This window comes from Sulfurimonas marina (assembly GCF_014905095.1).
GTDB classification, from domain to species: Bacteria; Campylobacterota; Campylobacteria; order Campylobacterales; family Sulfurimonadaceae; genus Sulfurimonas; species Sulfurimonas marina.
The window spans coordinates 1,780,287-1,800,736 of sequence record NZ_CP041165.1 but is presented as its reverse complement, the minus strand read 5'-3'; the positions used below and the strand labels follow the sequence as shown (position 1 = coordinate 1,800,736).

The window sequence follows — 20,450 nt, the reverse complement described above, 5'->3', positions numbered from 1 at the left end:
TTGCCGTTTACTCTTATTTACTACATCTTAGGTGTAGTGCTATATATTATAGCGCTACCACTTCTTTTTGTTTTAACATTTAAATACAAATACAAAGAATCTATTCCAGCCCGTTTTTTTCTTTTTAAAAATCCCCGTTTTAACTCAAATGATAAAATTTGGTTTCATGTATGTTCCCTTGGTGAGGCAAGAGCATTAAAACCTATTTTAAAAGAGTTGGATGAAGAGGTGTGTATCACTACGATTACACACACGGGTCAAGAGGAAGCTAAAAAATATAGGGCAGAGGTAAGATATTTACCTTATGAGATATTTTTACCGTTTTGGATAAAAAAACAAAAAGTTTTAGTGGTTTTAGAAGCTGAGTTTTGGTACCTGTTATTTGTAATTGCATTTAATAAGGGTGCAAAAATAATTCTTTTAAACGGAAGAATTTCAGATAAAAGTGTAAAAAGTTATCTACAGTTTGCTTGGTTTTATAAAAAGATGCTTTCACGCGTAGAGATTATCTATGCACAAAGCGAGGTAGATAAAAACAGATTTTTGGCTTTAGGTGCTAACAACATAGAAGTAATAGGCAATATAAAACTTGCAGGTGAGATAACGAGTACTAAAGAGTATACTAAACCGAAATGTGAAGTTATAGTAGGAGGAAGTACTCATCCTACAGAAGAGGAAAGCATACTAGAAGCATTTGTTGAGTATCGTAAAACAAATGAGGCAAAGCTTATTATTGTTCCTCGTCATCCTGAACGCTTTGATAGTGTATACAAACTGATGGAAGAGCAAGCACAAAAGCATGGTTTTTCTTTAGAGAGATTTTCTGAGACACAAAATTTTAGTAGTGATATGATCCTAGTCGATAAGATGGGGGAGTTAAATAACATCTATGCTGTAAGTGATATTGCCATTTTAGGTGGTGCATTTAGAACAGATGTAGGTGGACATAATCCTCTTGAACCGGCACATTTTGGGTGTAAAATCATTACCGGAAAACATTTTTTTCATCAAAAAGAGCTTTTTAAATATGTACATCATGTACAGTATGTAGAGAGTGATGAAATTTTAAAAGCACTTCAAAATGCAAGTGAGCTTCCCCCTTCAATGGTTGAAGAGAAGATAGATTTGCAAAAAGTTATAGACAAAATAAAGGAAATAAAAAACGATGGCAACTGAAAAAGCATATAAACTCGTAGCACAGCAAGAGGGGATCTCAAATTCTCAAGCCAAGTCAATGATTGATCGCGGACTTGTTTATGTTGGAAATAAAAAAGTTATGATTGCTCGTGGTGAGATTGATGTTAAAACAATTTTTCGTATAGAGAAAGTTGAAAAGCCGAAAATAATCTTTGAAAATGATGATATTGTGGTTGTTGATAAACCGGCTTATGTAAACTCTGATGAGTTAGAGCGTCAGTTTAAAGGAGCAAGACTGCTTCATAGACTTGACCGTGAAACAAGTGGTGTATTGATGCTTGTAAAAAATGAAGAGTTTCGTGAAAAAGCGATTAAAGAATTTGCACAAGACAAAGTATATAAAGAGTATATTGCTTGGTTAGAAGGAACTTTAGCTGAACCTGTAACAGTAGATAAACCGATTGTTACGCAAAAGAAAAACAATAAAGCATACTCAAACGTTTCAGGAAAAGGAAAACCTGCAATTACAGAGTTTTATCCTGAAGCGGTAAGTGCAAAAAAAACAAAAGCAAAAGTTATTATCCATCATGGACGTACACACCAGATCCGTGTCCATGCCAGATATATTGAACATCCAATTATCGGTGATGAGCAATACGGCGGTCGTCGTGCAAAAAGAGTAATGCTGCACGCTCATAAAGTGAAACTTCTTGGTATGGAGTTTGTATCTCCTGAACCTAAGGCTTTTATTCACTTTGAATAGTATCTATGTGGGGATAGACCTCGCCTGGGGAGAGAAAAATCTCTCCGGATTTTGTGTCGCAAAGCCTCAAGGAAAAAAACTTAAAATTATAGAGCTTAAGCTTCTAAAGTCAATTGATGAAATAATTCAAGCAATCTTACAATATAAAGATCATAAAATTTATGTTGGTGTAGATGCCCCACTCGTTGTTCCAAATGAAACCGGGAACCGAGAGATCGAAAAAAACTTTAATAAAGATTTTGCAAAGTACAAAATCTCAATGCTTCCTGCAAATAAAAAACTCCTTAGTAAATACTCTCCAAAAATTAGAAGCATAGAACTTTTTGAAAAGCTAAGCAAAGAGGGATTTCAAAGAGATTTCAAACACAATAAGGTTATCTTCGAAGTCTATACTCACTCTACCATAGCAATGTGTTTTCATAACCACGAAATACTTCCTTATAAAAGAAAAAAAGGGCGAAGCAGTGAGTTTATTAAAGAGCAGCTGAATATCTATAAAAAATACCTTTTCAAAGAGTTTCATAGCCATCCTCTTTTAAAACAAGATGTTGCAGAGTTAAAAGGGCAGAGCGTTAAAGACTATGAGGATATGCTGGATTCGCTCACTTGTAGTTATGCTATGTGGTATTGTCAGTACAATGATGCTAAGTTTTATCAAGTAGACAATGTCGATACATTTGTTACACCTATTAGTAAATGGAAAGTGTATATGTTAAGATGCAGTGATGACACTCTGTATACAGGTGTAGCAACCGATCTAGAGCGTAGGCTGCATGAGCACAACAATTCAGCCAAGGGTGCAAAATATACAAGGGTAAGACGACCTGTGGAGCTTGTTTACTATGAAAATTGTGACGACAGGGTAGATGCTACAAAACGGGAATATGCGATCAAGCAACTAAGCCGACAAGAAAAACTGGAGTTGATTGATGTTCAAAATATATGTAGACGGTGATGCTTTTCCAAATCTGCTGAAACCTATACTTTTAAAGCAGATCGAGCGTTTAAAGATTGAAACTATTGTTGTTGCAAATAAAAAGATAAATATAGGTAAGTCAAATCTTGTTGAGTATATGATCGTAGATGTAGGAGCAGATGAAGCTGACAATAAAATTGTAGAGATGTTAGAAGAAGGAGACTTGGTGATCACAGCAGATATTCCTTTAGCAGACAGAACAATCTCCAAAAATGCTCATGCAATAGATCATAGAGGGGAACTGTATAGTGTCGATAATATTAAGCAGTATCTAGCAATGAGAAATTTGATGGAGAAGATTCGTGAGAGTGGGGAAATAACAAAAGGGCCTAAGCCATTTTCCAGTAAAGATGCCGAACTTTTTGCAAACCAGATCAATGCCTTTTTAACGAAAGCTACAAAATGAAAAAACTAAAATATATAAACCATTATCCCCAAGCTATTCAACAGCAGGTACAAAAACTTATAGATGCAAACAAATTGGAGAGCTATTTAACGAGTAAGTACCCAATAGCTCATAGCTATAAAAACGATAAGGCCTTGTTTTCATATGTGCAAGAGATGAAAAACGAGTATATGAAAAAAACAGCTCCACTTTCTAAAGCAGTATATGATGGAAAAATCAATGTTATACATAATGCTTTGGGGACACACCATTTTATATCTCGTGTACAAGGCTCAAAACTCAAAGCAAAGAATGAGATACGTGTATCATCACTGTTTAAAAATGCACCCCAAGAGTTTTTACAAATGATAGTTGTTCATGAACTTGCTCATTTTAAAGAAAAAGAGCACAATAAGGCTTTTTACAAACTATGTGAACATATGTTTCAAGAGTACCATCAAGTGGAATTTGATCTAAGACTTTACCTTACACAAATAGATTTAAACGGGAAAATAACCTCTTGGAATTAATAAGCAAAGAAAAAGCACTCCTTTGCTATAATCCCCGAAAATTTTGTGAGAATTCTTGTTATATAATATCTGCAACGACAAATCCTCCCTCTGGTCTGAGCGTTACATATATCATATAACAAGAATTTTTTTATGTATGAAGGAATACAATGTTTGGTACTTTAACAGATAGTTTTACAAGCGCAATAAAAAAGATCCGTTTTCATGATGATGAAAAAGCATTATCTAAAGCATTAAACGAGCTGAAAAAAAGTTTACTAAAAGCGGATGTAAATCATAAAGTTGTAAAAGAGTTAATCACTAAAGTTGAATACCGTACAAAAGATAAAGGGATTGGAAAAGATCAGTTCCTTGAAGCACTTCGCGAGACGTTAACAGATCTTCTTGAAGTTGGCGGCAATAAAGGGTTTGTATTTGCACCGAATCCTCCGACAGTAATCTTAATGACTGGTTTACAGGGTTCTGGTAAAACAACAACTACCGGTAAACTTGCAAACTATCTTAAAAATAAAAAGAAAAAAGTTTTAATTGTTGCAGCTGACTTACAGCGTTTAGCAGCGGTTGAGCAGTTACGCCAGATCACAACACAGATCGAAGTTGAACTTTACGAAGATGAAGCGACTAAAAACCCTGTAGAAGTTGTAAAATCAGCATTAGAATATGCAAACTCTAAAATCTACGATGTAGTACTGATAGATACGGCTGGACGTTTAGCTATTGATGACGAGCTTATGGAAGAGCTTGAAAATGTTAAAAAAGTAGCTTCTCCTGATGAGATCTTTTACGTAGCAGATTCTTTAACTGGTCAAGATGCAGTAAGAACGGCAACTACATTTAAAGAGAAGATAGGTATTGACGGTGTTATCCTTTCAAAATACGACGGTGATTCTAAAGGTGGGGTAGCACTTGGACTTTCATCACAAGTAGAAGTACCTCTAAGATTTATCGGTCTTGGTGAGAAAATGGAAGACTTGGAAGTTTTCTTACCTGAACGTATTGTTAACCGTTTAATGGGTCTTGGAGATATTGAAGGACTTGCGGAGAAAACTGCAAATGTTATCGATGAGAAACAAGCAAAAAAATTAACGAAAAAGATCCAAAAAGGGAAGTTTAACTTCAATGACTTTTTAGAGCAGATGGAATCTATGAAAAAAATGGGTTCTATGAGTTCTATCATGGGGATGATTCCAGGTATGGGTGGAATGAGTAAAGCTATCAAAGATTTTGATTTTGATAACTCCTCTGAATTAAAAAATATAAAAGCAATGGTTAGTTCGATGACTCTTAAAGAGAGAGAAGACCCTGACCTGTTAAATAACTCAAGAAAACAAAGAATTGCTAACGGTTGTGGACTTACAGTTGTTGAAGTGAACCGTATGATAAAGCAATTTAAAAATGCCGGGAAAATGGCTAAGAAGTTTTCTGGTAAAAACGGTATGAAACAGCTCCAGTCTATGATGGGACAAATGGGTGGCCCCGGCGGTTTAGGCGGAATACCTAGATAATATAATACTGGAATTTGCTATTTATAAATTATTTGGCTATAATTCCAGTTCAAAAAATTTTCTTAAACAATACCTCTGTGATAAGAAAATTTGTAACCTATATACTGGTTAAATGTGTACATCCAACTATAGAGATGTTTAAGAGGGAAGATACTTATTTCTTTAGATATAAAGAACCTACAATAAAACTTCCCCTTTTAAATACTTTTATACTTGCACAGATTTAACCAGTAATAGGTAAAAATAAAACACAGGAAAACAAATGACAGTAATTAGACTTACTCGTATGGGAAGAAAGAAAAGACCATTTTACCGTATCGCGGTAACTGACAGCCGTAAACGTAGAGATGGTGGTTGGATCGAGTTAATTGGACACTACAATCCAATGAACGAAGAGAAAACTCTAGTAGTTGATAACGAAAGATTAGATTACTGGTTAAGCGTTGGTGCTAAAATGAGTGATCGCGTTAAAAAGATTACTGGTAGATAATCATGATAGCTGATTTTGTCGCACAATTTGCGAAACTTATAGCTTCACATCCTGAAAATGTAAGAGTTGAAGTAATTGAAGGCGACGAAGTAACAGAGATAGTTCTTTATGCAAACCAAGCAGATATCGGTAAACTTATCGGTAAAAGCGGAAAGATGATAGGGGCTATTAAAACTGTTATCTCTGGCTGTAAAGCTAAAGATGGTGTGAGTTACAGAATAAATGTCGAACCAATTGAATAAAAAACTACTACATATCGCAACTATAGGTAAAACTGTAGGTATTAAAGGTGATATGAAGTTACATATCCAAAGTGACTTTCCTGAACAGTTTGTATCAGGAGCAAGTTTTTTTATCAATAAGAATGACAAAATTGTTCTTAGTGACGTAAATTTAGAGAAGGGTCTTGTTAAGATTAACAATATTAGCAATCCCGAAGATGCAAAAAAGTTTACAAACGCAAAACTTTATACAACTTATGAAGATACTAGAAAAAATTGTCATCTTGAAGATGGTGAGTATTTTTGGTTTGATTTAGAAGATTGTAAAGTTTTCGAAGATGGAAAGCTTTTAGGTAAAGTGTACGAAGTACAGCGTCTAAATATTACAAACTATTTAGTAGTTGACACTGATGAGTCATTGGTAAAAGAGGGACGTTCAAAAAGGTTTTTAATCCCTTTTATAGAACCGTTTAAAAAAGATGTGGATATAGATAACAAAAAAATCACTGTAAGTGGTGGGATTGATATCTTAGAAGCTTCATAATGACTTTTACTTTTGTAACCCTTTTTTCAAATTTGATTGAGGGTTATTTCGGTGACTCAATTTTAAAAAGAGCGATCGAAAAGGGACTTTTAGATATTGAGTATCTAAACCCTAGAGATTACTCAAAAAATAAACATCTTAAAGTAGATGATACTGCAGTTGGTGGTGGAGCAGGGATGGTAATGAATCCTCAACCACTTTACGACTGTTTAGAGGATCTGCAAAAAAAAGATGAAGATGTTCATATTGTGTTTTTAACTCCGGTTGCAAAACCTTTTACGCAAAACGATGCGAAAAGACTTGCGAAAAAATCACATGTAGCGTTTGTGAGTGGACGCTATGAAGGGATTGACGAGAGGGTTATTGAGAAATACGCTGATGAAGTTTTTAGTATAGGTGATTACATACTGACCGGAGGTGAACTTGCCTCAATGGTTATATGTGATGCTACTGCTAGAAATGTTGAAGGCGTGCTTGGGAATAGTGAATCACTTGAAGTTGAAAGCTTTGAGACTGAATTACTAGAAGCACCAAGTTTCTCAAAACCGCAGACATATGAGCAAATAAGTGTTCCATCAGAATACTTAAAGGGAAATCATAGTAAAATTCGCTCACTAAAATTCGCCTTGTCTGAAGCTAAGACTAAATTTTTCAGACCTGAGCAGCTGTTAAAGCATAAAACAAGGAAATCTTATGAGAAATAAGTACATAGAAAACTTTGAAAAAGCACAAATCGCTGACAAAAACATTCCAGATTTTCGTGCTGGTGATACTGTTCGTCTAGCAGTAACTATTAAAGAGGGAGACAAAACTCGTGTTCAAAATTACGAGGGTGTTTGTATCGCAAGACGTGGTCAAGGTACAGGTGAAACTGTAACTGTACGTAAAATTGGTGCTAACGGTGTTGGTATTGAGAGAATTTTCCCAATCTACACTGATTCTATCAATGAAATCACAGTTATTCGTCGCGGTCGTGTTCGTCGTGCGAAACTTTTCTACTTACGTAACCTAGCTGGTAAAGCTGCACGTATTAAAGAGCTTAGAAGAAAATAATTCTTCTAAGTTCCCACTTCTTTTAATTTTTTAACCTACATTTTAAATCATCAAAATTCAAATCAACTTTATCTCTAGAATTTAACAAACTAATTTTTTAGAAAATAGTTTCCTTTATTTTATCTATACTAATATAGAAATATATAAATCATATGAAAAGTTTGTCTAATGTAATAAGAAAGACTATGAATTATTGATCTTCTTTTCTCATATATCTTTTGTACTCATTAATCTATATATAAGAATTATAATTATTGAACATATATATAGTTTGGTTTTAACATAGTAGAAAATCTATATTGAACTTACTTCAATTTTATATATACTAGTATTTATATAGTGATTATTTATATGAATCTATATAAATAAGTAAATTGTTTTAGAATTGAACAAATATAACACTTAATAAGTAAGTTGAAAAATTCATTTTCAGTTCATGAAAATAGTACTACAATATAAACTTCCAACATTTATTGTGACAGTGAATAGAAAATCACAATATTAATAATTGTTGAGAAATAGGGCTTTAAAAGAGTTGTTTCTGAGAAGAAAATTACTTTTTTTAGAAAAAAAACAAAAAGTGAAAAAGTTTTCCATATATTAAGAAAACTATAAGGAATATTCTCCTATAATTCCCGTCCACAAACGATGAGAGGCCATCGAAAGAGGGTCAGAGGTACTTCGAGTTGAAGCTACTGATTAACGTTTGAGATCATTGAAAACTAAGCAAGCGAGAGCTTGAGATAATAACTAATAATACAACAACCGTCTATTAACTTTTAATAGGTTAGTAGATAACTTTAAGATAAAGCCAATGATTTTTAAATCTTGGGCTAAAGATTAAACAATTCAATTATGGAGAGTTTGATCCTGGCTCAGAATGAACGCTGGCGGCGTGCTTAACACATGCAAGTCGAACGGTAACAGAGGAAGCTTGCTTCCTGCTGACGAGTGGCGCACGGGTGAGTAATATATAGGTAATGTGCCCCTTAGACCGGGATAGCCACTGGAAACGGTGATTAATACTGGATACTCCTTCTTTTCATAAGTTAAGAAGGGAAATGTTTTTTCGCTAAGGGATCGGCCTATATCCTATCAGCTAGTTGGTGAGGTAACGGCTCACCAAGGCAATGACGGGTAGCGGGTTTGAGAGGATGATCCGCCACACTGGTACTGAGACACGGACCAGACTCCTACGGGAGGCAGCAGTGAGGAATATTGCACAATGGGGGAAACCCTGATGCAGCAACGCCGCGTGGAGGATGACGCATTTCGGTGTGTAAACTCCTTTTATATGTCAAGAAAATGACGGTAGCATATGAATAAGCACCGGCTAACTCCGTGCCAGCAGCCGCGGTAATACGGAGGGTGCAAGCGTTATTCGGAATCACTGGGCGTAAAGGACGCGTAGGCGGGTTATCAAGTCAGGTGTGAAATCCTACAGCTTAACTGTAGAACTGCACTTGAAACTGGTAGCCTAGAGTATGGAAGGGGCAGATGGAATTAGTGGTGTAGGGGTAAAATCCGTAGATATCACTAGGAATACCGAAAGCGAAGGCGATCTGCTGGGACATTACTGACGCTAAGGCGTGAAAGCGTGGGGAGCAAACAGGATTAGATACCCTGGTAGTCCACGCCCTAAACGATGAACACTAGTCGTCGGGGTACTAGTTACTTCGGTGATGCACTTAACAGATTAAGTGTTCCGCCTGGGGAGTACGGTCGCAAGATTAAAACTCAAAGGAATAGACGGGGACCCGCACAAGTGGTGGAGCATGTGGTTTAATTCGAAGATACGCGAAGAACCTTACCTGGCCTTGACATTGATAGAACACACTAGAGATAGAGTGGTGCCCTTCGGGGAGCTTGAAAACAGGTGCTGCACGGCTGTCGTCAGCTCGTGTCGTGAGATGTTGGGTTAAGTCCCGCAACGAGCGCAACCCTCGTCCTTAGTTGCCAGCAGTTCGGCTGGGCACTCTAAGGAGACTGCCTTCGCAAGGAGGAGGAAGGTGAGGACGACGTCAAGTCATCATGGCCCTTACGGCCAGGGCTACACACGTGCTACAATGGGGCGTACAGAGAGTTGCGATACCGCGAGGTGGAGCTAATCTCATAAAGCGTCTCTCAGTTCGGATTGTTCTCTGCAACTCGAGAGCATGAAGCTGGAATCACTAGTAATCGTAGATCAGCAATGCTACGGTGAATACGTTCCCGGGTCTTGTACTCACCGCCCGTCACACCATGGGAGTTGATTTCACCCGAAATCGGGAAGCTAACCTTCGGGAGGCTACCGCTTACGGTGGAATTAGCGACTGGGGTGAAGTCGTAACAAGGTAACCGTAGGAGAACCTGCGGTTGGATCACCTCCTTTCTAGAGTAAAGCGATATGATTCGTTTCATAGTCGCAAATAAGTTCTCACGAACTAAAAAAGTATTATTTCTTGTCTCTTCTTGCTTAGTTTTCAGTGATCTGAGATCATTGATATTATTGATGGGGGGTTAGCTCAGCTGGGAGAGCGACTGCCTTGCACGCAGTAGGTCAGCGGTTCGATCCCGCTACTCTCCACCATTATTTACGTTTAATACAAGTTTTTATCTAAAGATTTGTATTAGACGTAAGTCTAAGTTCATTAAATTAACATTGTTAAAGTCAACAACTAAATAACTACAATTACAAGGACTACTGAGTTTAGTGTAGAGATACATTAAATAAGGTAGTGAAGCGAATTAGAATAAAAGATATTAAGGGCCATAGGTGGATGCCTAGGCTGGTAGAGGCGATGAAGGACGTACTAGGCTGCGAAAAGCCTCGGGGAGCTGCCAAGAAGCTTTGATCCGGGGATTTCCGAATGGGGCAACCCAGCATGGAGTGATTCATGTTACCCTACGGGGGGCGAACTCAGGGAAGTGAAACATCTCAGTACCTGAAGGAAGAGAAATCAAACGAGATTCCGAAAGTAGCGGCGAGCGAAATTGGATTAGGGCGCTTAGTGATAGCATATTTGTTAGCCGAACACTCTGGAAAGTGTGAACATAGAGGGTGATATTCCCGTAAGCGAAAACATTTATGTGGTACTAGACTAAGGAACGAGTAGGTCGGGACACGTGTTATCTTGACTGAATATGGGGGGACCACCCTCCAACCCTAAATACTACTACCAGACCGATAGTGAACAAGTACCGTGAGGGAAAGGTGAAAAGGACTGCGGTGAGCAGAGTGAAATAGAACCTGAAACCTATGGCTTACAATCATTCGGAGCACTATTTTAATGTGTGACGGACTGCCTTTTGCATAATGAGCCTGCGAGTTGTGGTATCTGGCAAGGTTAATCGAACGAGAAGCCGTAGCGAAAGCGAGTCTTAATAGGGCGACATAGTCAGATGCTGCAGACCCGAAACTGAGTGATCTATCCATGAGCAGGTTGAAGCTGGTGTAAGAGCCAGTGGAGGACCGAACCCATTGACGTTGAAAAGTCACGGGATGACTTGTGGATAGGGGTGAAAGGCCAATCAAACTCAGTGATAGCTGGTTCTCTCCGAAATATATTTAGGTATAGCCTCGAGCATTAGCATGTAGGGGTAGAGCACTGACAGGGCTAGGGCTGCTTACCGCGGTACCAAACCCTATCAAACTCCGAATACTACATGTGTAACCTCGGGAGTCAGGCGTAGGGTGATAAAATCCTATGTCGAGAGGGGAACAACCCAGACTAACAGCTAAGGTCCCAAAGTTTTATCTAAGTGGAAAAGGATGTGGAGTTGCTGTGACAACCAGGAGGTTGGCTTAGAAGCAGCCATCCTTTAAAGAAAGCGTAACAGCTCACTGGTCTAGCGATTCTGCGCCGAAAATATAACGGGGCTAAGATAAACACCGAAGCTTTAGATTCATAGTTTACTATGAGTGGTAGGAGAGCGTTCCATTCAGCGTTGAAGGTATACCGGTAAGGAGTACTGGAGCGGATGGAAGTGAGCATGCAGGCATGAGTAGCGAGAAAAGAAGTGAGAATCTTCTTCGCCGAAAACCCAAGGTTTCCTACGCGATGCTCGTCATCGTAGGGTTAGTCGGGACCTAAGTCGAGTCCGAAAGGGGTAGACGATGGCAAATCGGTTAATATTCCGATACCGACATTATATCGTTTGAGTGATGGGGGGACGCATAGAGTTAGACGAGGTCACTGATGGAATAGTGGCTCGAAGGGTGTAGGATGATAAGTAGGCAAATCCGCTTATCACGAATCCGAGACCTGACAGGCTGAACAATCTCTTCGGAGAGCGTTTAGAATCGTCGATACTGTCGTGCCGAGAAAAGCCTCTAAACGAGATATAATGTTGCCCGTACCGTAAACCGACACAGGTGGGTGAGATGAGTATTCTAAGGCGCGTGGATGAACCCTTGTTAAGGAACTCTGCAAACTAGCACCGTATCTTCGGTATAAGGTGTGCCCTATTTGTTAAGAGATTTACTCTCTGAAGCATTGATGGGTCGCAGCAAAGAGTCCCTCCCGACTGTTTACCAAAAACACAGCACTCTGCTAACACGTAAGTGGATGTATAGGGTGTGACGCCTGCCCGGTGCTCGAAGGTTAAAAGGATGCGTTAGCTTTGCGAAGCGTTGAATTGAAGCCCGAGTAAACGGCGGCCGTAACTATAACGGTCCTAAGGTAGCGAAATTCCTTGTCGGTTAAATACCGACCTGCATGAATGGCGTAACGAGATGGGAGCTGTCTCAACAAGGGATCCAGTGAAATTGTAGTGGAGGTGAAAATTCCTCCTACCCGCGGAAAGACGGAAAGACCCCGTGCACCTTTACTATAGCTTGACACTGCTATTGGGATATTCATGTGCAGGATAGGTGGGAGCCATTGATTCATAGTCGCCAGATTATGATGAGGCATCCTTGAGATACCACCCTTGAATATTCTGATAGCTAACTCCGTACGGTTATCCCGTGCGAGGACAATGTCTGGTGGGTAGTTTGACTGGGGCGGTCGCCTCCTAAAAAGTAACGGAGGCTTACAAAGTTCGGTTCAGAAGGGTTGGAAATCCTTCGTAGAGTATAATGGCATAAACCGGACTGACTGTGAGACATACATGTCGAGCAGAGTCGAAAGACGGTCATAGTGATCCGGTGGTTCTGTGTGGAAGGGCCATCGCTCAAAGGATAAAAGGTACGCCGGGGATAACAGGCTGATCTCCCCCAAGAGCTCACATCGACGGGGAGGTTTGGCACCTCGATGTCGGCTCATCGCATCCTGGGGCTGGAGCAGGTCCCAAGGGTATGGCTGTTCGCCATTTAAAGCGGTACGCGAGCTGGGTTCAGAACGTCGTGAGACAGTTCGGTCCCTATCTTCCGTGGGCGTAGGATTGTTGAGGAGAGCTGACCCTAGTACGAGAGGACCGGGTTGGACGAACCACTGGTGCACCAGTTGTCCTGCCAAGGGCATAGCTGGGTAGCTACGTTCGGATGTGATAACCGCTGAAAGCATCTAAGCGGGAAGCCAACTCCAAGATGAACAATCCCTGAAGTACGCTTGAAGACTACAAGCTTGATAGGCTGGATGTGTACGCGAAGTAATTCGTTTAGCTGACCAGTACTAATAGTACGTTTGTCTTTTTTCATTAAAAGCTTCACTACCTTATTTAGTGTATATCATTAAATGAAGTAATCCTTGAGTTGTTTAGTTGACTTTAACTTTTTTAATCTTCTTATCTATGATCTTAAAGGTCAACTGTAAGAGTATCAAACAATACTTTTACACTTGATCTTGTCTAGGTGGCTATAGAGAGAGGGAAACGCCTGGCCCCATTCCGAACCCAGAAGCTAAGCCTCTCATCGCTGATAATACTGCATCTTTCAGGTGTGGGAATGTAGGTCGCTGCCTAGTTAACAGATCAATTTTTCAATTCTATCATTCAATTGTTTATGAAAATTTTGCAATAGGATAGTAGTCTTCAAAAACTGCCGACATAGCTCAGTTGGCTAGAGCAGCTGATTTGTAATCAGCAGGCCCGGGGTTCAAATCCTCGTGTCGGCACCACTAAAATTTATTCTATTATTTCCCATTTATTATTTACATTTTCAAAAGCAGATTGTTCTAACCTATAAAGAAAATAATCTCTCGCAACCTCTTTAGCACCTAAACTTTTTAGATGATTTGTTGGAACTTGACAGTCTATAAAATCAAATTCCCATTTTTTTAGATGTTGAATAAGTGTAGCATACGCAGCTTTTGAAGCATCACTCATATGAGCGAACATAGATTCTCCGCAAAAGACTTTACCGACTACAACTCCGTATAATCCGCCGACTAACTCTCCGTTATAATAACTTTCAATAGAATGGGCAAATCCCATATGATGAAGTTCGGTATATGCTTCTACAACGTCATTATTGATCCAGGTACCCATCTGATCTCTTCTTGGAGTTGAAGCGCATTTAAGCATCACTTCACGAAAGTTAGAATCGAACTTATAGGTAAACTTTTTCATACTTTTTTTGAGTGACTTTGAAAGTTTAAAATCGTCAAGCTCCATCATAAGTCTAGGATCCGGTGACCACCATAAAATTGGATCGCCATGAGAGTACCAGGGAAATATACCGTTTTGGTAGGCACGAAGTAGTCTAGAAGGGTTTAGATCGCCACCCCAAGCCAAAATACCATCTTCATTGGTATCTCTTGGATTTGGGAATGTTAGAGAGAACTTATTAAGCTCCGGTATCATTTGTCTCTAATTCTCTAAAAGAAAGTTCTAAACTATCAGCACTAGATGTTACATCTACATAGCCACCATTTTTGAGTTTTCCAAAGAGTATCTCATTGCTGAGTTTATTTGTAATATTATCTTGAATATATCTTTTAAGCGGTCTTGCACCCATCTCTTTAGAATAAGCAGATTTTGCAATGAATTTTTTTCCATCATCATCAAGCGATACAACAATTTTTTTCTTTTTAAGTTCACTGTTTAAGTCATCTATAAATTTTTCAACAATTCCTTCAACAATCTCTTGTGAAAGCTGATTAAACTCTACTATGGCATCTAGTCTATTTCTAAACTCCGGAGCAAAGAAAGATTTTAACTCCTCATCTTTTGAGAGTGAATCATCTTTATTAAAGCCCATAACTGCTCTTGAGCTTGCAGTAATGTTTGAAGTCATAATAAGTACTACATTTTGGAAGTTTGCTTTATAGCCATTATTATCAGTCAATGTAGCACTATCCATTATTTGAAGTAAAATATTTACAAGATCGGGATGAGCTTTTTCTATCTCATCAAGTAACAGTACACAGTAAGGATGTTTTTTAATAGCTTCTGTAAGTAGTCCCCCTTGCTCATACCCTACATAACCGGGAGGTGCACCAACTAAACGTGAAAGTGCATGCTTCTCCATATATTCACTCATATCAAATTTTTCAAAGTGGATACCGAGTGTTTGGCTCAGAGCAAGTGCTAGTTCAGTTTTACCTACACCTGTAGGACCTGAAAATAAAAATGATGCTATAGGTTTATTTTCAGGTGTTAGTCCCGCTTTAGAGATTTTAATCGCTTGGGCTACAACATCAACTGCTTTATCCTGACCGATAACTCTCTGTTTGAGTTTATCTTCGAAATCTTCTAAAAGCTTGATATCGTCATTTGTAACCTGTCCGTTTGAAATACCAACTATTTTCGAGATAGTATTTTGTATATCTTTCGCGTTTACTTTTGCTTTATGAGACTTTTTAAGGTGGAATGACGCTGCTGTTTCATCGATGAGATCAATTGCCTTATCGGGTAAGAATCTGTCTGTAATGTATCTTTTTGAAAGATCTACAGCCGTTTTTAATGCTTTATTTGTGTATTCAACATTATGGTGTTGCTCATACTTCTTTTTTAGACCTTTTAAGATACGATAACTTATCTCAACTGATGGTTCATCAACATCAACTTTAGTAAATCTGCGGCTTAATGCTTTGTCTTTTTCAAAGCCGTTTCTATATTCTGCAAAAGTAGTAGCACCCATACATTTGATCTCACCTGAAGCCAGAGCAGGTTTGAGCTGATTTGCTGCGTCCATAGTACCGCTTGTACTACCTGCACCTATAAGTGTATGTATCTCATCGATAAAAAGGATCGCATTTGGTTTTGTTTTAAGTTCATCCATAACAGCCTTGAGACGTTTTTCAAAATCACCTCTGTATTTTGTTCCTGCAAGTAAAGCACCAAGATCGAGTGCATAAAGTTGTGAGCCTTTGAGAAGTTCCGGAACTGTGTCTGCTGCAATGTTTAGTGCGAGACCTTCAGCTATTGCAGTTTTACCGACACCGGGTTCACCTACTAAGATAGGATTGTTCTTTTTACGTCTACATAAGATCTGTGTAACGCGTCTAATCTCATCATCGCGACCGATAACTGGATCAATTTTTCCCTCTTTTGCTTTTTGGATGAGATTGATAGAGTATTTTTCTAATGCCGATTCTTTATCTTCCTGAATATCTTCTTTGATATCTGTATGGGAGATCATCTCTAAAATATCGAGTCTAGAGATTTGATAATGCTCTAACAGCATATATGCAAAACTGTTCTCCTCCTCGTATAAAGCAGCAATAAGATCACCTACATCGGCACTCATCTGTCCAGCTGATTGGATATGGCGTACCATTTTGTCGATCAAGCGTGAAAGGGCAACACTTTCATACGGCTCTTGATGTACATTTTCGGGAAGTCTTTCAATATTGTCTTTAATGTAATTTGCCAGAGCAGTTTTCATTTGAAGAACATCGCCACCACATGCTTCGATGATATAAGCCCCCTCCGATGAAGAAAGAAGAAGATAAAATACATGTTCAATTGTTAAGTACTCGTGGCGTGATTCTTTTGCGAACAGTATAGACTTTTGAAAGATATCGTTTAAAGTAGGGCTTATCATGGCTTACTCCTCTTCCATAGTAGCTTTTAAAGGAAAACCGTTGTCTTTAGCTTTAGTGACTACTTGCATCACTTTTGTCTCTGCAATTTCATGTGTGTAAACACCGCAAAGACCTCTCTCTTTTTTGTGTACCTCTAACATAATATCTTGTGCCTCTTCATAACTTTTACGAAAGATATTCATTAGCACGTCAATTACGAAATCCATAGTAGTATAGTCGTCATTTAAAAGATAAACTTTATATTTTTTAGGATACTTTAGTTTTAAATCGTGCGAAACTTCATGTATAGTATCTGTTGCCATTTTTACTTACCTTGCTGCGTTTAAAAAATCTTCAATAATATCTTGTGGATTTTCTAGTCCGATAGAGACACGAATAAGTCCATCAGTTATACCTAGAAATTCTCTCTCTTGCTCATTAAAATCACTATAGATTGTAGATGCCATATGAAGAGCAAGTGTTCTGCTGTCTCCGATATTTGCTGTTATAGTTGCAAGTTTTGTTCTATTGAGAAACTGGTATGCTTTTTCTTTTGAACCCATATCGATTGTTAGCAATGTTCCGCAACCGTTTGAAAAGTCACTTTTGTAACGTTCATGATGAGGATGAGACTCTAAACACGGATGGTTGATATCAAGTCCATTCTTGCTTAACTCTTTTGCAATAACCTCTACACTGTTGACAACTCTCGGCATTCTAAGAGCTAAAGTTTCCAGTCCTAACATTGTTTGGTACGATGCTTGTGCATTTGCACTCATGCCGAAATCTCTCAGTGCTCTTTTTTTAGCATTTGGTACAAGTGCCATTTTCCCGGCACCTTTAATAAATTTCGCCATAAAAGGGTATCTTTCAGATTTAAATTTGTCATCCCCTTCATTAATTGGACGAAAAACTGCACATCCGCCAAGTGCCGAGGCATTTCCCGAAATGATTTTTGTTGTTGAATATACGACAATGTCTGCACCCAGCTCTAACGGCTTAATACTAAGAGGGGTTATAGTGTTGTCAACAATTAGAGCGATACCCGCATCATTTGCGATCTGAGCGATCGCTTTGATATCCGGCAATCTCATATTCGGATTACCGACACTCTCTAAAAAGATAATTTTAGTATTTTGTGTAATTGCTGCTTTGATAGCATCAAGCTCATCTACATCGAAAAAGTTTGTTTTGATTCCAAACCTTGCAGTAGTCTCACTGAAAAATGAGTATGTTCCACCAAACAGACCGCCTACGCTGATAACTTCATCGCCGCTGGAGAGTAAGCTCATAACGCTTAAACTGATAGCACCCATTCCTGAACTTGTAGCAACTGCACCGACTCCGCCATCCATCATTGCCATTAATGACTCTAGTTTTGCACTTGTTGGGTTACCGACACGAGAATATAGAGGTTTTTTAACACTACCGTTAAATATACCTTCTGCTGTCTCACAATCACCGTATGCAAATGATGCTGAAGAAGTTATTGTTGGAGAGATAGCACCTTCTTTAGAACCTACCTCTTGAACAAACTGAGTACAATATTTTTCAAAGTTATCCATCTTAATTTATACCTAATTCTTAATTTGATAAATTATATCCAATTTGATATAAAAAATATCCTATTGTATTGAATTATGATAGAATTACAAGAATATAAACGAGAAATAAATTTTAGGATTGCAGATGGAAGAAAAAACTTCTTTAGATGTTTTAAGTGAGAAGGTTTCAGAGATTTTACAACAGTTATACGATTTAAAAGGTGAGAATGAAATTCTTAGAAATGAACTGGTAACTTTAAAGGCTGAAAAAGAGATCAAAGATCAAGAGATCGAAAAGTTAACAGAGTTAAATTTACAAAAAGATCAAGAGATAGAAGAGATCGTAAATAAAATTGAAAGCATATTGGACTAAATTTTAATGAGTAAAAAGTTAGGCTTGCATATTGGCGGAAGAAGATTTGACGTAGATGTTGATGATGATTTTGCCAAGTTTTTACAGTCACAGATGGAAAGAGATTTCAACTATGATGGGAATAATGATGCAAAGACAATGCTACAAGCTTATGTAAGACAAGCTTATGAACTTTACACACAAAATAAAAAAATAGATGAAATTATGGAGAAAATCAATAAATAGCCTTTTGTTTTAGAAAACTATAAGCTTAAGGTGCTATAATTTCACCCTCCTTAAACGGATGTGCGCTCGTAGCTCAGCTGGATAGAGCACCGGTTTGCGGTACCGGCGGTCAGGAGTTCGAATCTCTTCGGGCGCACCATTAACTTTCTTTAATAAACTTCAAAATATAATTAATAATCATTTTTCATTTTATCAACAATTAGCACACGCTTATAGTACAGTTACAAGCGGTCATCTGTTTGACCAAAATTTATATCACCGTAGAGAATAGGTTATAAATATGAGAATATTTACTTTACAGTCACCGGCAGGTGGTTTTTTAGATGAAGATTTACATCACTTTAACAAAAAGTTTGATGATTGGTGCGTTCAGTGCGAGACTTTAGAAGATGCTATGAAACTGGCAGAGACTCTTAAGAAAAGAGAAAGTGTCGAGGTCGTTGAAATTACACCATTGAGTTATCCGCAATATTTTTTCCCAACGCTTCAGGGAAATATCCATGCGACACGTGAAATAGGGGATAAGATTATTTGTATTGTTGAACCGTATATGGGTTCAAGTTTTCGCATAGCAGTTTGCGATCTAAAAACAAAGAAAGTAAGACTTACAAACACAAAATATAAAAGTGTTCTCAGTGTTGAAGGTGCATTTGCTAATTTTACTGAGTAAAATTATGTTATCAGGGGTTTAAACCTCCTTTGACACACCATTAATTTATATCAAAACAACTCACATATAAAAGTCAACTAATAACTTTCAAGACATGCCAACTATTTTTTTAGCACATTAAGTATTTTTATATGTTAAAATTTTCACAGATTATAAATATAGTAGGATCAAAGAATTATGAATCTTATAACTATAGGGCGTCAGCCAATGACTGACCATAATGGAAATATTCAGGCGTATGAATGGTTCTTTAGACAAAGTGAACAAAAAAATACGGCTGTAGCGACAAGTCATTTAATTATGACACTTATTAATCAAGCGGGTATGGAAGCTACAATGGAAGCAGATACTATTTTTTTAAATATAGATATCCGTTTTTTGGCTACAGGATTAGTTCAAACACTGCCGAAGCAGAAGTTTGTGTTTGACATCCCTTATTCTGTTGCTCTACGTCATCAAGATCTAGAGATGATCTCTTATTTGCATAAAGAGGGTTATAGATTCGCATTAGATAATATTACCATTGAAGATGGATGGCAGGAAAAAATACGATCTGTACTTTCTATGATTGAATTTTTAAAGATTGATATGTCAAATGTTACAACTTCTGAGTGTATACAACTTTCCCCTTATAAACATTCACATAAACTCATAGCACATAAACTTGAAAACGATAAACAACTGCAACTTGCAAAACAATTTGGTTTTGAATTGTGCCAAGGGTATTATATCTCTGAGCCTGAATTAAAAACATATGAAAGTCTTCCTATTTTAAAGCGTTCAATTTATGAATTATACAAACTAATTCAAGCAGATGTTTCAATAAATCAGTTAGCTGATTTTTTTAGAGACCATATTGATATAGCTTTAACACTTTTACAGTTCTTTTCGAATCTAAAAATTGAATATGAAAAGGAGATAACATCATTTTGTGATGTCTTAAATGCTATTGGAAGAAAACAGTTGAGGGACTGGAGTTTGATGTTGGTATACTCTAAAATCGGCATGGATGACTCTGAAGAGGTAGATAGTTATTATCAACGTTTAAAAGAAAAAAGAGCTCGTTTTGCAGTTGAATTGGAAGATGGGCCATGTGATGAAAAAGATTTTCTTGCTTTGATGAAAGTTTATATGGAAGTTATCTAA

General features: G+C 37.8%; 19 protein-coding genes, 3 tRNA genes and 3 rRNA genes. 21 read left to right on the top strand and 4 right to left on the bottom strand.

The genetic code is table 11. From position 1 onward, the window contains the following. The 16 genes from waaA (at position 1) to FJR03_RS09145 (ending at position 13,642) form a co-directional block, all read left to right on the top strand. Positions 1 to 1,176, top strand: coding sequence for a lipid IV(A) 3-deoxy-D-manno-octulosonic acid transferase (gene waaA / locus FJR03_RS09220; protein WP_193113215.1), 1,176 nt, complete (start codon positions 1 to 3; stop codon positions 1,174 to 1,176). Continuing rightward, entirely contained in the window at positions 1,166 to 1,900 is a 735-nt protein-coding gene (locus tag FJR03_RS09215) for an RluA family pseudouridine synthase (RefSeq protein WP_193113214.1), read from the top strand. The genes waaA and FJR03_RS09215 overlap by 11 nt, the downstream gene beginning before the upstream one ends. Further along, positions 1,893 to 2,855, top strand: a complete 963-nt coding sequence (locus FJR03_RS11845) for a DUF429 domain-containing protein (protein ID WP_193113213.1) — start codon at positions 1,893 to 1,895, stop codon at positions 2,853 to 2,855. Before FJR03_RS09215 ends, FJR03_RS11845 begins: the two co-directional genes overlap by 8 nt. After that, on the top strand, positions 2,830 to 3,282 hold the full coding sequence (locus FJR03_RS09205) for a YaiI/YqxD family protein (RefSeq protein ID WP_193113212.1): 453 nt from the start codon (positions 2,830 to 2,832) through the stop codon (positions 3,280 to 3,282). Before FJR03_RS11845 ends, FJR03_RS09205 begins: the two co-directional genes overlap by 26 nt. After that, positions 3,279 to 3,791 carry a YgjP-like metallopeptidase domain-containing protein gene (locus FJR03_RS09200; protein WP_193113211.1) on the top strand — a complete coding sequence of 171 codons (513 nt, stop codon included), beginning with the start codon at positions 3,279 to 3,281 and terminating at the stop codon, positions 3,789 to 3,791. Before FJR03_RS09205 ends, FJR03_RS09200 begins: the two co-directional genes overlap by 4 nt. Positions 3,792 to 3,940: 149 nt before the next feature. Continuing rightward, positions 3,941 to 5,296: a signal recognition particle protein gene (gene ffh, locus FJR03_RS09195; RefSeq protein ID WP_193113210.1), complete on the top strand. Its 1,356-nt coding sequence runs from the start codon at positions 3,941 to 3,943 to the stop codon at positions 5,294 to 5,296. 262 nt (positions 5,297 to 5,558) lie between these two features. Then, entirely contained in the window at positions 5,559 to 5,786 is a 228-nt protein-coding gene (gene rpsP / locus FJR03_RS09190) for a 30S ribosomal protein S16 (protein ID WP_193113209.1), read from the top strand. Positions 5,787 to 5,788: 2 nt separating this feature from the next. After that, complete coding sequence (locus tag FJR03_RS09185) at positions 5,789 to 6,028, top strand: KH domain-containing protein (RefSeq protein ID WP_193113208.1); 240 nt, start codon at positions 5,789 to 5,791, stop codon at positions 6,026 to 6,028. After that, positions 6,021 to 6,551, top strand: coding sequence for a ribosome maturation factor RimM (rimM, locus tag FJR03_RS09180; protein ID WP_226962112.1), 531 nt, complete (start codon positions 6,021 to 6,023; stop codon positions 6,549 to 6,551). Before FJR03_RS09185 ends, rimM begins: the two co-directional genes overlap by 8 nt. Beyond that, complete coding sequence (gene trmD / locus FJR03_RS09175) at positions 6,551 to 7,255, top strand: tRNA (guanosine(37)-N1)-methyltransferase TrmD (protein WP_193113206.1); 705 nt, start codon at positions 6,551 to 6,553, stop codon at positions 7,253 to 7,255. The genes rimM and trmD overlap by 1 nt, the downstream gene beginning before the upstream one ends. Then, positions 7,245 to 7,604, top strand: a complete 360-nt coding sequence (rplS, locus tag FJR03_RS09170; RefSeq protein ID WP_193113205.1) for a 50S ribosomal protein L19 — start codon at positions 7,245 to 7,247, stop codon at positions 7,602 to 7,604. The genes trmD and rplS overlap by 11 nt, the downstream gene beginning before the upstream one ends. Positions 7,605 to 8,456: 852 nt before the next feature. Further along, positions 8,457 to 9,975: ribosomal RNA gene (locus tag FJR03_RS09165) — 16S ribosomal RNA — on the top strand. A 122-nt stretch (positions 9,976 to 10,097) separates the two neighbouring features. Continuing rightward, positions 10,098 to 10,173 (top strand) — tRNA-Ala (locus FJR03_RS09160). Between the two features lie 163 nt (positions 10,174 to 10,336). Next, positions 10,337 to 13,223 (top strand): 23S ribosomal RNA (locus FJR03_RS09155). Positions 13,224 to 13,373: 150 nt separating this feature from the next. Continuing rightward, positions 13,374 to 13,489: ribosomal RNA gene (gene rrf / locus FJR03_RS09150) — 5S ribosomal RNA — on the top strand. Together the 16S, 23S and 5S rRNA genes with 2 tRNA genes alongside form the textbook arrangement of a ribosomal RNA operon. A gap of 76 nt (positions 13,490 to 13,565) precedes the next feature. After that, a tRNA-Thr gene (locus FJR03_RS09145) sits at positions 13,566 to 13,642 on the top strand. A 7-nt stretch (positions 13,643 to 13,649) separates the two neighbouring features. Here the strand turns inward: FJR03_RS09145 and aat are convergent. Genes aat through FJR03_RS09125 form a run of 4 tightly spaced genes read right to left on the bottom strand, consistent with a single transcriptional unit; the run spans position 13,650 to position 18,057 of the window. Continuing rightward, on the bottom strand, positions 13,650 to 14,327 hold the full coding sequence (gene aat, locus FJR03_RS09140; protein WP_193113204.1) for a leucyl/phenylalanyl-tRNA--protein transferase: 678 nt from the start codon (positions 14,325 to 14,327) through the stop codon (positions 13,650 to 13,652). Beyond that, positions 14,311 to 16,512: an ATP-dependent Clp protease ATP-binding subunit ClpA gene (clpA, locus tag FJR03_RS09135; RefSeq protein WP_193113203.1), complete on the bottom strand. Its 2,202-nt coding sequence runs from the start codon at positions 16,510 to 16,512 to the stop codon at positions 14,311 to 14,313. Before clpA ends, aat begins: the two co-directional genes overlap by 17 nt. 3 nt (positions 16,513 to 16,515) lie before the next feature. Further along, a complete protein-coding gene (clpS, locus tag FJR03_RS09130; RefSeq protein ID WP_193113202.1) occupies positions 16,516 to 16,815 on the bottom strand; it encodes an ATP-dependent Clp protease adapter ClpS in 300 nt (99 codons plus the stop codon). A gap of 6 nt (positions 16,816 to 16,821) precedes the next feature. After that, positions 16,822 to 18,057, bottom strand: a complete 1,236-nt coding sequence (locus FJR03_RS09125; RefSeq protein ID WP_193113201.1) for an aminotransferase class I/II-fold pyridoxal phosphate-dependent enzyme — start codon at positions 18,055 to 18,057, stop codon at positions 16,822 to 16,824. 124 nt (positions 18,058 to 18,181) lie between these two features. Between FJR03_RS09125 and FJR03_RS09120 the strand changes: the two genes are divergently transcribed. The 5 genes from FJR03_RS09120 to FJR03_RS09100 all read left to right on the top strand — a co-directional run bounded on the left by FJR03_RS09120 (position 18,182) and on the right by FJR03_RS09100 (position 20,450). Further along, complete coding sequence (locus FJR03_RS09120; protein WP_193113200.1) at positions 18,182 to 18,409, top strand: hypothetical protein; 228 nt, start codon at positions 18,182 to 18,184, stop codon at positions 18,407 to 18,409. A 6-nt stretch (positions 18,410 to 18,415) separates the two neighbouring features. After that, entirely contained in the window at positions 18,416 to 18,634 is a 219-nt protein-coding gene (locus tag FJR03_RS09115) for a hypothetical protein (protein WP_193113199.1), read from the top strand. Positions 18,635 to 18,696: 62 nt separating this feature from the next. Further along, positions 18,697 to 18,773, top strand: a tRNA-Arg gene (locus FJR03_RS09110). Positions 18,774 to 18,914: 141 nt separating this feature from the next. Beyond that, positions 18,915 to 19,304: a hypothetical protein gene (locus FJR03_RS09105; RefSeq protein ID WP_193113198.1), complete on the top strand. Its 390-nt coding sequence runs from the start codon at positions 18,915 to 18,917 to the stop codon at positions 19,302 to 19,304. 177 nt (positions 19,305 to 19,481) lie between these two features. Further along, on the top strand, positions 19,482 to 20,450 hold the full coding sequence (locus tag FJR03_RS09100; protein WP_193113197.1) for a YuxH family protein: 969 nt from the start codon (positions 19,482 to 19,484) through the stop codon (positions 20,448 to 20,450).

Bases quoted from the DNA above. Each gene is read 5' to 3' on its own strand.
- FJR03_RS09120 (WP_193113200.1), top strand. From the start codon at position 18,182: ATGGAAGAAAAAACTTCTTTAGATGTTTTAAGTGAGAAGGTTTCAGAG.
- FJR03_RS09125 (WP_193113201.1), bottom strand. From the start codon at position 18,057: ATGGATAACTTTGAAAAATATTGTACTCAGTTTGTTCAAGAGGTAGGT.
- FJR03_RS09205 (WP_193113212.1), top strand. From the start codon at position 2,830: ATGTTCAAAATATATGTAGACGGTGATGCTTTTCCAAATCTGCTGAAA.
- FJR03_RS09185 (WP_193113208.1), top strand. From the start codon at position 5,789: ATGATAGCTGATTTTGTCGCACAATTTGCGAAACTTATAGCTTCACAT.
- rplS (WP_193113205.1), top strand. From the start codon at position 7,245: ATGAGAAATAAGTACATAGAAAACTTTGAAAAAGCACAAATCGCTGAC.
- FJR03_RS09200 (WP_193113211.1), top strand. From the start codon at position 3,279: ATGAAAAAACTAAAATATATAAACCATTATCCCCAAGCTATTCAACAG.
- ffh (WP_193113210.1), top strand. From the start codon at position 3,941: ATGTTTGGTACTTTAACAGATAGTTTTACAAGCGCAATAAAAAAGATC.
- FJR03_RS09100 (WP_193113197.1), top strand. From the start codon at position 19,482: ATGAATCTTATAACTATAGGGCGTCAGCCAATGACTGACCATAATGGA.
- FJR03_RS09105 (WP_193113198.1), top strand. From the start codon at position 18,915: ATGAGAATATTTACTTTACAGTCACCGGCAGGTGGTTTTTTAGATGAA.
- FJR03_RS09115 (WP_193113199.1), top strand. From the start codon at position 18,416: ATGAGTAAAAAGTTAGGCTTGCATATTGGCGGAAGAAGATTTGACGTA.
- trmD (WP_193113206.1), top strand. From the start codon at position 6,551: ATGACTTTTACTTTTGTAACCCTTTTTTCAAATTTGATTGAGGGTTAT.
- aat (WP_193113204.1), bottom strand. From the start codon at position 14,327: ATGATACCGGAGCTTAATAAGTTCTCTCTAACATTCCCAAATCCAAGA.
- clpA (WP_193113203.1), bottom strand. From the start codon at position 16,512: ATGATAAGCCCTACTTTAAACGATATCTTTCAAAAGTCTATACTGTTC.
- clpS (WP_193113202.1), bottom strand. From the start codon at position 16,815: ATGGCAACAGATACTATACATGAAGTTTCGCACGATTTAAAACTAAAG.
- rpsP (WP_193113209.1), top strand. From the start codon at position 5,559: ATGACAGTAATTAGACTTACTCGTATGGGAAGAAAGAAAAGACCATTT.
- FJR03_RS09215 (WP_193113214.1), top strand. From the start codon at position 1,166: ATGGCAACTGAAAAAGCATATAAACTCGTAGCACAGCAAGAGGGGATC.